Annotated in this window: 11 protein-coding genes and 1 other RNA gene; 7 read left to right on the forward strand and 5 right to left on the reverse strand. The window is 41.9% G+C overall.

Going from position 1 to position 12,596, the window contains the following annotated elements; genetic code table 11:
* Positions 1-87 precede the first annotated feature (87 nt).
* Complete coding sequence (locus G564_RS0105485; RefSeq protein ID WP_029036774.1) at positions 88-1,236, forward strand: cysteine desulfurase family protein; 1,149 nt, start codon at positions 88-90, stop codon at positions 1,234-1,236.
* Between the two features lie 109 nt (positions 1,237-1,345).
* Here G564_RS0105485 and G564_RS0105490 read toward each other — a convergent pair whose 3' ends face one another.
* The gene (locus tag G564_RS0105490) at positions 1,346-3,799 is read right to left on the reverse strand and encodes a TonB-dependent receptor (protein WP_084625582.1); all 2,454 of its coding nucleotides are present in this window, start codon (positions 3,797-3,799) and stop codon (positions 1,346-1,348) included.
* An 8-nt stretch (positions 3,800-3,807) separates the two neighbouring features.
* Entirely contained in the window at positions 3,808-5,499 is a 1,692-nt protein-coding gene (locus G564_RS0105495; RefSeq protein WP_029036776.1) for a M23 family metallopeptidase, read from the reverse strand.
* A gap of 181 nt (positions 5,500-5,680) precedes the next feature.
* On the opposite strand from G564_RS0105495, the gene G564_RS0105500 reads away from it, so the two are divergent.
* The 5 genes from G564_RS0105500 (at position 5,681) to G564_RS0105515 (ending at position 8,692) form a co-directional block, all read left to right on the forward strand.
* Positions 5,681-5,971 (forward strand): hypothetical protein, encoded by a 291-nt coding sequence (locus G564_RS0105500; protein WP_029036777.1) that lies wholly within the window; start codon positions 5,681-5,683, stop codon positions 5,969-5,971.
* Positions 5,972-5,982: 11 nt separating this feature from the next.
* Positions 5,983-6,273 (forward strand): cell division protein ZapA, encoded by a 291-nt coding sequence (locus G564_RS0105505; RefSeq protein WP_029036778.1) that lies wholly within the window; start codon positions 5,983-5,985, stop codon positions 6,271-6,273.
* A gap of 59 nt (positions 6,274-6,332) precedes the next feature.
* Positions 6,333-6,439: non-coding RNA, 6S RNA (gene ssrS, locus G564_RS20115), on the forward strand.
* Between the two features lie 52 nt (positions 6,440-6,491).
* Complete coding sequence (rny, locus tag G564_RS0105510; protein ID WP_029036779.1) at positions 6,492-8,063, forward strand: ribonuclease Y; 1,572 nt, start codon at positions 6,492-6,494, stop codon at positions 8,061-8,063.
* Positions 8,064-8,260: 197 nt separating this feature from the next.
* Positions 8,261-8,692, forward strand: coding sequence for a hypothetical protein (locus G564_RS0105515; RefSeq protein ID WP_029036780.1), 432 nt, complete (start codon positions 8,261-8,263; stop codon positions 8,690-8,692).
* 563 nt (positions 8,693-9,255) lie between these two features.
* Here the strand turns inward: G564_RS0105515 and pncA are convergent.
* From pncA to G564_RS18650, 3 genes are read right to left on the reverse strand one after another with little or no spacing between them, the layout of a single operon-like run.
* Entirely contained in the window at positions 9,256-9,861 is a 606-nt protein-coding gene (gene pncA, locus G564_RS0105520) for a bifunctional nicotinamidase/pyrazinamidase (protein ID WP_029036781.1), read from the reverse strand.
* On the reverse strand, positions 9,858-11,270 hold the full coding sequence (locus G564_RS0105525; RefSeq protein WP_029036782.1) for a nicotinate phosphoribosyltransferase: 1,413 nt from the start codon (positions 11,268-11,270) through the stop codon (positions 9,858-9,860). Before G564_RS0105525 ends, pncA begins: the two co-directional genes overlap by 4 nt.
* Before the next feature lie 42 nt (positions 11,271-11,312).
* Positions 11,313-12,206: a transporter gene (locus G564_RS18650; RefSeq protein WP_037373559.1), complete on the reverse strand. Its 894-nt coding sequence runs from the start codon at positions 12,204-12,206 to the stop codon at positions 11,313-11,315.
* Positions 12,207-12,311: 105 nt separating this feature from the next.
* Here G564_RS18650 and G564_RS0105535 point away from each other — a divergent pair, with 105 nt between their 5' ends.
* A complete protein-coding gene (locus G564_RS0105535) occupies positions 12,312-12,590 on the forward strand; it encodes a hypothetical protein (RefSeq protein WP_029036783.1) in 279 nt (92 codons plus the stop codon).
* Positions 12,591-12,596: the final 6 nt, after the last annotated feature.

Here is a 12,596-nt window from a genome sequence, read left to right on the forward strand (position 1 = left end):
AAGGAGGATTTTCAGCAAAATTAAAAGTAATATATAATTTTGAGGAGTGTTCCTTAAATAATTTTAAATCTATTATTTTTGTGGACCATGAAAAAAGTCTACTTTGATAATGCCGCAACTACGCAGATCCGCGAAGAAGTGGTAGATCGCATGGCAGATGTTTTGAAGGAAGTCTACGGGAATCCTTCTTCCACTCATGCCTTTGGTCGCAGTGCAAAAACCCTGATAGAACAGGCCCGTAAAACAGTCGCCGGTATTTTAAATGTTGCCGCGTCTGAAATTATATTTACTTCGGGCGGTACAGAAGCCGATAATCTTATTTTGAACTCGGCCGTAAGGGATCTCGACGTAAAGCGGATCATCACCTCAAAAATTGAACATCATGCGGTTCTGTACACACTTAATAAACTACATGAAGTCTATGGTGTGGACCTGCAATATGTTGATCTTGATGACTGCGGAAGGGTAGACCTTCAACATCTTGAAGAGCTTCTTAAGGAAAGTGATGTAAAGACTCTTGTGAGCCTTATGCACGTCAATAATGAAGTAGGGAACCTTCTGGATATCAAAAAAACAGGAGAAATTTGTAAAGCATATAATGCTCTCTTTCATTCCGATACCGTACAGTCGGTAGGTCATTATGAGCTGGATCTTTCCCAGATCAAAATAGATTTTGCAGCTGTTAGTGCCCATAAATTTCATGGTCCTAAGGGTGTTGGTTTTGCTTACATCCGCAAAAACAGCGGACTGCAGCCGCTTATTTTTGGCGGGGAACAGGAGCGGGGTTACCGCGCCGGTACCGAGGCGGTACATAATATTGTGGGCCTGGAAGAGGCTCTCAAACTTGCATATCTGCATCTCGATGAAGAGCGGGAATATATTACCTCTCTAAAAAGGCATTTTACAGACCTTCTTAAAAAGGAAATTCCTGAAGCAAAATTCAATGGAGATTGTGATGATTTCGAGCATAGCACCTATACATTGCTGAATGTATGCCTGCCTATGTCTCAGGAAAAGGCTTTGATGTTGTTATTCCAGCTGGACCTTCACGGAATTGCCTGCTCTAAGGGAAGTGCCTGTCAAAGCGGAAGCGGCCAGGGATCTCATGTGCTAAATGCATTTTTGTCTCAAGAAGACCTGCAGAAACCCTCTCTTAGATTTTCTTTTTCCAGGTATAACACTAAAGAAGAGGTGGAATATGTGGTGAAGGTGTTGAAGGAGTATATGGAGAAATAGGAAGGGTAAGCAACAAATTTCAGGCACCAAATCATTATTGTCCGATAAAAGAATCTGCACCGCTCCGCTTCTAGAGCCTAGAGCCAAGACTTCTATATTGGTAAAACTGCTATAATTTAAATCCTATCCTTACATTATAGATACGGGGGCTAAGATAATTAGGAACGGAATATTGTGTCTTAGTGTAGGCATCCCTCACAAAAGTATTTGTGATTGAATTCTGGGCATTAAAAATATTCAGGATCTCGAGGCCTATGGAAATTTCTCTGAATATTTTATTCTGAATAAAATTCTGTTCAGAATTTTCACTTCTAAGAAGGTAAAACAATCCGAGGTCGGCGCGCTTATAATCTGGAAGTCGGGATTGGTAAAGGTATGGATCTGCGTAGGCGGGGGAACCGCCTGGCAAGCCGGTATTGTAGACCAAATTGAGATACATTTTCAGGTTGGGGATGCTGGGCACATAATCCTGAAACAGCAATCCGAATTTTAGCCTTTGATCTGTAGGTCGGGAGATATAACCACGGTTCTCGATATTTTCCTCTGTCTTTAGGTAACCAAAGCTGATCCAGCTTTCTGTACCGGGAACAAATTCTCCATTGAGCCGCAGATCAAGTCCATAGGCATAGGCTTCAGCATTATTTTCTGCCGCGTAACGAATCCGGACATTCTCCAGAGTATAGGGGTTAACATTCTTGAGATCCTTAAAATACGCTTCAGAAATGAGCTTGAACGGTCGCTCAAGAAGTTTAAAGCTGTATTCATTTCCCAATACAAGATGAAATGAGCGCTGTGCCTTGACTTCAGGATTTAATGCTCCGGAAAAATTCCGGAGTTCCCTGTAGAATGGCGGCTGATGATAAATTCCTCCCGAAAGCCGGAACAGCATATCTGCTTCCCAGGCTGGTTTTAGAGCTATTTGTGCCCTCGGACTAAACACAGTTTGAGGAGCAGCATTTTCTTCAGAAGAAAGCATCCAGGTGTGGCTTCTCAATCCCGCGTTGGTCCACAGCTCGTGCTCACCAATTGTTCCGCGATGACTCCATTGGAAAAATGCCTGAAAACGCTCAATGGTCGTTTCATTAAAGGCACGAATGGAAGTGAAAGGCAGCAGTGGCGCTTCATATGGTTCGTAGGGCTGATTATTTTTAAGATCAGGCAGGGGAGGGCGGATAGAAAATCCGGCGGAGTCGACGATCTCATATTCTCTTATCCTGTCCCGGATATCTTCATGAGTATATTTGATTCCGTAGTCAAGGAGGTGATCTTCAAGCTGAATGTTTCCGGAATGGTCAAGGTTGAAAATCAGTGCATCAAGTTTATTTCTTGCGTGCGTGAGTTGAGCCCCCACGCCTTGTGAAGACTCTACTTTTCCGAAGTCTTTTCCGTAGTCCAGATTAATTGTCCCTAACCGGTATTGAGCTACAATGTCATAATATTCCTGTTCTTCTGTATTATAGGCTGAAAGTGTGAAATTTCCCGTATAATTTCCGTCAGATTTATAGGAAGTTTTGATCGCTCCAAAAAGGGTGGAGTAAATATCCTCCTCTCTTCCGTTATAATATATCAAGAGGGCTTGCGGATTAGCCAGTGTTCCAAAATTGGTTTGCCTGGTAAGGGGACGATAGCTGTATTCGTTTTTGGATGCATTTCCCAGGAAACTGATTTCCACCTTATCGGAAAATTGATAGATAAGATTGAGCTGCGCATCGGCAAATAGCGGGGTAAAATTTGTTTCAGTCTCCTGTGCCTCCACGAGCAGACTGTTATCCCTATACCGTATTCCTGCAAGAGCACTGAATTTTTGATCTTTTGAGACTCCTTCCGCAGCTACGTTCACACCTAAAAAACTGGCATCAAGAGAGGCCCGGAAATTCACGGGTCTTCTGTATTGAATGTCTAAGACCGAAGATAGCTTGTCTCCGTATTTCGCCTGAAATCCACCTGCCGAAAAATGGACTTTCCGCACCAAATCGGGATTAACAAAACTTAAGCCTTCCTGCTGTCCCGACCTTATGAGAAATGGCCGGTAGACCTGGATGCCATTTACATAAACCAGATTTTCATCGTAATTACCACCTCTAACGGAGTATTGTGTACTTAATTCATTGTTTGAACTTACTCCGGGTAAGGTTTTAAGGAGATTTTCTACACCTGCGTTTGCGCCCGGAAGCTTTCTTATAGCTTCGGGATCTACAGATGTCATTCCCGTAAAGGCTTCCCGTTGTTCTGATGTTAAGACTACCTCCCCAATCTGTTCAATCCTGCTGTTAAGCACCGGATTGAATTCCAGGATCTCCCCGCTGTATAATAGAACTGTAAAAACAGCATTTTTGAAACCAATATGCGAAACCGTTATCCTGACTTCCCTGCCGGCAGGGATCTCAAAGAGGTAAAATCCGGCAGAATTGGTTTGGGTTCCACCTTCCGGAATAGTAATGTTGGCATTAACAACCGGTTCATGATTTTCATCCAGTACCACTCCTTTTATAACTGCTGTTTGAGAAAAGCCGGTATTCCAGCAAAGCAGGCAGTAAAAGAAGAAGATGGCAGTTGCTCTCAACCGAAGGTTTATTTTCTGTAAAAGGTACTTTCAAATATAGTGGTATTTCCTACATTATCAGTCACCTCGATCTTTAGAAGGTTTTCGGTTTCGCTTACTACACCATCTTCGAAATTATGTGTAAGCAGGTTTTGCTTGTACTCATACTCCATAAGTATGAATTTTCCGTTTACGGTTGCCCTGTAATCTTTGATTCCCGATAGATCATCTGAGATCTTCACCTTCAGGTCTTTATTGGATGAGATCCACTGCCCATTCTTAAAATTAATGGGTATTACCGAGGGTGCTTTGGTATCTCTTGCTAAAGTATATGTGCCAAAACTGCGCGTTTTAGTGGTAAAACGTTCTCCTTCCTTCGTAGTAGTAGAATAATTAGGAGTTCCCCATTTATTGAGTCGGGCAATAAACATTTGCTCCCTGTCTTCGGGCTTATATTTACTTAAGTCGAATCCAATGCTGATGTTTGTATGAATTGGCACAACATCTTCGTGCAAGGTCAACTTTTCATCTTCAAAAGTGACATCCAGATATACGTCCTGGTATAAACTGTTCTTAGGAATATAGACGTCGATTCCGTTTTGTTCAAATTGTGCCCCGGCCCCGGCTTCAACAAAATATTCCGTCCTTTTTTCGGGATTTGGGGTAATGGCATCACGGTGCTTTCCTTCAATAGGAATTCGAACTACACGTTCGTTCCCTGCAAAGTCTGTCACTCTAATGACATAATTGTATGAAAGACTATCCTCCACATTTAAGATCCCATCATTAGAAACATGGCTGTAAATGCTTAGGGGATTGGAAGGTTCTACAAAGAGCTTCTGAATTCGCCTGTTGTTGGTAGCATAGTAACCATAATCTATCAACTGGTTAAGATGACGGGTTTCGGCAAAGGAGAATTTTTCAAAGTTGGCCTGAAAAATCTTTTCTCCGTTGGCATTGCTTTCAATTCTAAAGACCCCGTTCTGATTGGGAGCTGCATCAAGCTGATCTACCGTATTGATCCCAAAACCTATGTCTCCACAGGCTTCGATCTTTTCTGCCTGAAAAGAACCATCCTGCTGCGGAATTAACCTGAGCTTTTGTCTTTGCGCCGATCCATTGACATGTGCGTCTTCTCCCATAGGGTAAACATAAACTCCAGAAACCAAAGGAGCGCGATTGTCTTTAATATCAAATCCAAACATGAGAGGATTCATAGGGCGCTGTTCGCCGTCCCTGATCTCGAAATGCAGGTGAGGTCCGCCGCTTCCACCGGTATTTCCACTATTGGCCACTAATTCCCCACGCTCAATGGGTAGGTCTGAGGCAGTTGGATAAACTTCTACTTCATAGCTTTCCCGTGCATACTGGATCTTCTTTATGTATTCTTCAATTTTTGGAGAAAAATTCTTCAGGTGGGCATAAACTGTAGTATAGCCATTTGGATGCTGAATGTATAAAGCTTTTCCATAGCCAAAATGAGCCACATTGATTCTGCTTACATAACCTTCGGCAGAAGCATAAACCGGTAATCCTTCCCGCTGCTGGGTCTTAATATCGAGACCACTGTGAAAATGGTTGGACCGAAGTTCGCCAAAAGTTCCGGAGAGGATAAGCGGTACCTGCAAAGGATCGTCGAAGTAGTTAGCAGGAACTTCAGGAGCCTGGGCGTGAACGATAAAAGAGCAAAAGAGCAGGAGAGGGGCAAGGAGCCTTTTCATGTATTTAAAATTTAACTTTTTATAGCGGGTTAAAGATACCAAACCAACGGCAAAAATTAAACCCTTATTTTTGAGGTGGTTAAAATTATTTTAAAATTCAGACCTAAAATAGATTTCAAATTATTGGGATATTTCGGCAGGTATGTTAACTTTGTAAGGGTAAGAAGCAGGTTTAGCTTTAATGAGCGATTTAACAGAAATAGTTGATAATCTTGAAAATAGGATTGGTAAGTTGCTTCAGAACTATAATAAACTGGAGCAGAAACAGCAAACCCTACAAGATGAATTGACTAATTTGAGAGCAGAAAAGCAGGAGTTGCTAACCTCTCTTGAAGCTTCTGAAAATCGGGTGAAAACTCTTAAAGCCGCCAATGCCTTGCTTGGCAGTAATGAATATAAAAAAGAAACCAAGCTAAAGATAAATAGCTTGATCAGGGAGATCGATCAATGTATTGTTCACCTCTCTGAATAGAAGAATAAAAAATGTCAAATCAGCTTAAAATAAAGATCTCTATTGCAGACCGGGTTTATCCTATGACGATTCTGCCTCAACAGGAGGAAGGGCTTCGAAAAGCTGCAAAAAAAATAGAGTTTATGATTAAGCAATTTGAGCAGAGTTATGCCGTTAGGGATAAGCAGGATGTTCTGGCCATGTGCGCCTTACAGTTTGCAGCCCAGACCGAGCAAAAAGCAATTGACAATAGCAGCGAAGTAGTATTGGCTGAAGATAGATTGAAAGCGCTCAATGAATTGCTTGAAAAGCACCTGGTTTAACTGTTCTTTGATTTAAAAAATAAAGGTTACTGCCTGTATTAGTTAATTTTTTTTGATAAACTCAACACCAATTCTTTAAAAAGGGTGAGTTTAAGTTGTAAAAGCAAGCCGTCTTTGAGCGGATCCTTGATCAGCTTGTTAGCCCTAAACTTGATTTAAAGAGTTTATACAAATCCAAAACTAATACAGGCTTTTTTTTTTATAATAAAAACTAACTAATGGATACACTAACTATAGCGCTTATCATTATTTCTCTCGCCCTGGGCCTTGCAATAGGTTTTGGAATAGCTAAATACCTGGAGAGGAAAAATGCCTCCAAAATAATTCAAAGAGCTAAGAAATCGGCTGCCGGAATCCTTAAAGAAGCCAAACAGGAAGCCGAAGGGATCAAAAAAGATAAGATCCTGCAGGCAAAGGAAAAATTCATTGAACTTAAATCTGAACATGAAAAAGTAATCCTGTCACGGGATAAGAAGATAGCCGATGCCGAGAAAAGGATAAGAGACAAAGAATCCCAGGTTTCCAGCGAACTGGCAAAAAGTAAAAACCTGAACAAAGATCTTGAAGAAAAGATCGCCGATTACGACCACAGAAATGAGATCCTGGAAAAGAAACAGGAGGAAATCGATAAACTTCACAACAGTAAGGTACAACAGCTGGAAGTGATTTCAGGTCTCTCTGCCGAAGATGCCAAAGCCCAACTTATAGAATCTTTAAAAGATACTGCACGGGCAGATGCAATGGCTCTGGTACAGGATACTATTGAGGAGGCTAAGCTTACCGCACAACAGGAAGCTAAGAAAATTGTGATCAATACCATCCAGAGAATAGGTACAGAAGAAGCAATTGACAATTGCGTTTCGGTCTTTAACCTTGAAAGCGATGACGTAAAAGGACGTATTATTGGTAGGGAAGGAAGAAATATCCGGGCAATTGAAGCAGCGACAGGTGTGGAGATTATTGTTGATGATACGCCCGAGGCTATCATACTTTCTTGTTTTGATTCGGTAAGAAGGGAAGTGGCACGTTTATCATTGCATAAGCTGGTGACAGATGGAAGGATCCACCCGGCAAGAATCGAAGAGATAGTTAAGAAGACCACCAAACAAATTGAAGAAGAGATCATTGAGGTAGGAAAACGTACAGTTATCGACCTTGGTATTCACGGCCTGCATCCCGAATTGATCAAAACTGTAGGTAGAATGAAGTATCGTTCTTCTTACGGACAAAACCTGCTGCAACATTCAAGAGAAGTAGCCAAGCTGTGTGGCGTTATGGCTGCAGAACTGGGGCTTAATCCAAAACTGGCCAAACGTGCCGGACTTCTGCATGATATTGGGAAGGTTCCTGAAACAGAAACTGAAGTACCTCACGCAATTCTGGGAATGCAGTGGGCAGAAAAGTATGGTGAGAAACCCGATGTATGCAATGCCATAGGTGCACACCATGATGAAATTGAAATGACATCTTTACTATCTCCAATTATTCAGGTTTGTGATGCTATTAGTGGCGCGAGACCGGGAGCAAGAAGACAGGTGTTGGATTCATATATTCAGAGACTGAAAGATCTTGAAGATATAGCCTTTGGTTTTGGAGGCGTTAAGAAAGCCTATGCCATCCAGGCCGGTAGAGAGCTAAGAGTAATCGTAGAGAGTGAAAAAGTGAGTGATGATAAGGCTGCAAATCTTTCTTTTGAGATCTCTCAGAAGATCCAGACAGATATGACTTATCCGGGACAGGTAAAAGTCACTGTGATAAGAGAAACCCGGGCAGTCAATATTGCCAAATAGGTTTTTTTATTTTATAAAAACCAGCTCCCGTTTCCATTAGGAAACGGGAGTTTTTTGTTCAGCAGTTTTGAGTACTATGTGACTCCTGATTTTCAGTTTTATCAGGTATTTCCAAAAACCTACAGTAGAGATGGATTTAAAAGAAACATTAGGTATGACTTTCCTTGTGTGTCCTTTGTTTTTTCTAAATTGTAGATATGAAGAAAAAAACTGTTCTGGTGATCATTTTCCTATTGCTGCTGGTTTATCCGCTGTACTCCGTTTTCCAACTGGAGCAGGTAATCACCGACGGCGGACTTGCAAAAGAGGCTCAGGCAGAGCTTAATGACCTTCAAAGGAGTCTCTGGATCTCCTGGATCATTCTTGTTTCTATTGCCGTTTACTATAAATGGACTTTTAAAAGGAACCTGGTTTTTTACCTTACCTATGCTTTTCTCTTTGTGGCATTTGCAGTTTTCGGAATATATGTACAGAGGCTGGTATCCGTTTATAATATTCCTTCCAGCTTTGAAGATTCCTATACTCTTGGTGTCTTTTCGGCTTTTCAAAACATAGTGGTATCGGGCGTTCTAACCGGCTTCTTACAGGCCGCGGTCTGGTGGTTTACGCGGAGATGGCACAGAAGGTAGTGTTCAGTGATTAGAGCTCAGTACCTCCCCCGCTTAACAGCGGGATTACCGCGGATTATGACTGTAGAAGATTTTGTGTGGATAGGAAAAAAAGCCCCGGAGGGGCGAATTATCGGTAGCCCGGTGTTTTAACACCGGGATCAAAAAATGCCCCCTCCAAAAAGAGCCCCGGAGGGGCGACATATTTGCGATTGTAATTACATCATTATTTTTAGTCATATGATAGTGCTCAGTACCTCCCCCGCTGAACAGCGGGACTACCGTGCAGTGTGACTTTTCAGAAAAGTAGAAGTTAGATTTTAGAAGTACGAATTTTGATTTTCTGCTTTTGCCTGCCCCGGCGGGGCGCAATATTAATAGCCCATGGTTTTAACCCCGAATTTAAAGAACCACCTGACAAGAGCCCTGGGTGACACATATACATCAGATTATTGGTTTAGTCATATGATAGTGGTCAGTGATCAGTGATCAGTGCTCAGCGATCAGTGCTCAGCGATCATTATGAGTTATGAGTTATGGAATATCCGACACTTCTGAAAAGAGGGTGTCAAAAATGGCATTTTTCAGACCTCTTCCGAATTCGTTATTCTTCCGCCACCGGAAATAATATCACGCCTTATCTTGTCGAAGCCTTCAGGTAAAAGAGGCACAGCTGCGTCTTCAATAAGAGTTGCTTTAAAATTCTCGCGAAGGGCATCAAGTAAAGTATAATAGACACAAATATCTGCAGCAAGTCCGCAGAAGTAAAGGTCAACAGCTCCCTTTTCCTTTAAATAACCGCTAAGCCCGGTTATTTTTTTATGCCCGTTATCATAAAAGCCACTGTAGCTATCTATTTCGGGATCCATTCCTTTTCTGAAGATGGCTTCAATGGGTTTCATTTCCAGATCGGGATGAAAATCTGCCCCTTTTGTACCCTGAACGCAATGTGTAGGCCAAAGCTTTTGCTCGAGGCCGTTAAGATCAATCACCTCAAATTCTTTTTTACCGGGATGATTCACAGCGAAGCTTTTGTGATTGGCAGGATGCCAGTCCTGGGTGGCAACCACCAGTTCGAATTGGGATAAAATGCTGTTTATTACAGGAATTATTTTATCCCCCTGCTTTACTTCAAGGGCACCCCCGGGCATAAAATCATTTTGGGCATCTACAATGATCAGAGTTTTCATGATTTTTTTTCTTTATGTGCATCTATAAGCGTATTCCTTTCATCCCGAAGGTCTTCACTTAACCCCACCTTATAAATATGCGGATAGGAAAATCGTTTAAATTCGGGTGGTAGTTTTTGAAGTCTTTCCCTTCGGAAATTAGAAATATCTTCAACACTTTTTCTTTTTCGAGTCCTTTTCTGATCTTCCATTACCAGCTCCAGCAATTTTTCTTTGTTAACTGCAGAAATATCCTGGTATTTTAAACGATCATAAGGATGAAACATCATTTTTGGATCCTGTTCATCCAGAAGACATATTACATCGGCACCTAAAAAATTACCACTCTCATCGAGTAGTCTGTAAACCTGCTTGCGATGTGGTAAAGTGATCTTTGAAATAGTTTCAGACAGCTTAATGCGCGGTTGATCTTTAAAATGGGCAAGTTTGTACACCCCATCGAGGGCAGCGTCGGGTTTTCCCGTCACCAGACTTGTTCCCACTCCAAAGACATCGATTGGAGCCTCCTGGTCAATTAAACTTTTGATAAGGTGTTCATCCAGCTGATTGGATACTGCGATCTTCACGTAATCGAGACCTGCCTCATCGAGCATTTCTCTTGAGCGGCGGGAAAGATAGGCAAGATCCCCGCTATCCAGTCTTATTCCCTTTAATTTTTCCCCGCGGCTTTCCATTTCTTTCCCCACGGTGATAGCATTAGGAACTCCACTTTTTAAGGTGTTATAGGTGTCGACAAGTAAAATGCTGTTGTTGGGATGGGCTTTTGCAAAATCCCGGAAAGCTTCCAGTTCTTCTTCATAACTCTGGATAAATGAATGGGCCATAGTTCCCGAAACTGCAAATCCAAAGTCTCTTCCCGATCTTGTATTGCTTGTTGCGTCAAAACCACCTACCATTGCTGCCCGGCTGGCATGATAACCACCAATTCCCTGGGCGCGGCGTAAACCAAAATCAATTAACATACGGCCTTTTGCCTGTATCTCCATTCTGGTAGCTTTGGTGGCAATAAGCGTTTGGAAGTTAAGAATATTCAGGAGGAGGGTCTCGACAATCTGGGCTTCAATGATATTAGCCTCGACCCGCACTACAGGTTCTCCCGGAAACACAAGCTCGCCTTCCCTCATGCTATAAACTTTTCCGCGGAAGCGGAAATCTTTAAGAAAATCCAGGTAATCTTTATTCAGGTCCAGAGTCTTAAGATATTTTATGTCCTCCTTTGAAAACCTGAAATTCTCCAGAATATCCAGCAGGGTGTCAAGTCCGGCAAAAACAGCAAATCCTCCATCAAACGGAAGTTTTCGGAAAAAGTAATCGAAAACTGCGGTTTTCTCTGCTTCTCCCTTTTGAAAATAAACCTGGCCCATCGTGAGCTGATACTGGTCTGTATATGTCCCGCTGAAATCTATCATTATGAAATTATTTGCACCGCCGCGGCTGGCGTAAAAAGATTTTTATTTTTCCTGAGCTTCGAGGTATTGATCCTGCTTGTGCCAATCGAACCTGTAAGATAATCCGCCGGCCACCTGCCAACGGGAGGGAGTGTCTTTAAAGTTTACAAGTCCGGAGATATCGGCCTGGAAATTTTTATGAAACAAATAGGCAAAACCTCCTCTTGCTATTTCGTCACTGTAAAGATCATTGATGAAGGTCTGGAATTCTCCAAACATGGCAAATTTGGATGAAAAAGAGTGAGTAAGTGTCACAATACCTGAATAAATTGGATATTCCTGTGCAATTTGATCGGCCATAAGGTTTATTACCAGAACCCACGGACCCCAGTTGTTTTGGGAGATCACTGCAAACCGGGGAGAGAAATTAGCCTGACCTTCATATTGGTACGGATTGTCTCCAAAAGAAAAATTTGCCCCTGCATAAAGTGAGACTGCCGGAATAAGAATATTCCAGTCAAATCTTTGGTTGGCTTTCCAGCTGTAAAGGTTTGGCTTCCTTTCTTTACCCTCTTTGTACGGGTCATAAACAAGATATTTTACGCCAATGGCATTCGAGTCGAAATTACTAATGCCGGTAGATTGAGTGGAACTACCTACTGTATAATTAGTAGTTTGATCCAGAAAAGAACCCATCAGGTTGATCTCTAATTCTTCCACAAGAAGTCCAAACCTTACGGAATAATCGATCCCCCAAAGATCTGTATCTGTTTGGAGGAGCTCATGATTATCATTACCAAATTTACCTCCTGCTTCAATTTGAAGCACCTTAGGGCCAACGGCGAAAGCACCCTGGGAATTCCCGGGGCGGTTGGAGTTGATGGTTTCGGTATATTGAGCAGAGGCAAAAAAAGTTCCGAAGAAGAAAAGGACGAAAAAAATCGTGTATATCCTCATTTTTGGGCTGATTGGTTGTAACCAAAGATATAGATTTTATCATTTTTTTCGACTGCTGTGATGGTTTTCTTTAAGTAGAGTAGTAATTTTACCAAAACTTTTAGAATGCACGAAGCTTCATTGTCTGAAGTATTAAGAGTGATACTTATCGTACTCCTCGTATACTTCGGGTTAAAACTCTTTTTCCGCTGGTTTGGTCCCATCCTGCTCAGATATATTCTGAGAAAGGTAGGGAAGAAATTTGAACAAAAATTCGGACAGTTTGGTGCTCCCGGGGAACAACCACGACAGCAGGGAGAGGTTACCTTAGATAAAAAGCCAAAGAAAACAGGAAAGTCAAAGAATGATGTTGGAGAATATATCGATTATGAAGAAATTGACTAATTTCAA

This window comes from Salinimicrobium xinjiangense DSM 19287 (assembly GCF_000423585.1).
In the GTDB taxonomy this organism is placed as follows: domain Bacteria; phylum Bacteroidota; class Bacteroidia; order Flavobacteriales; family Flavobacteriaceae; genus Salinimicrobium; species Salinimicrobium xinjiangense.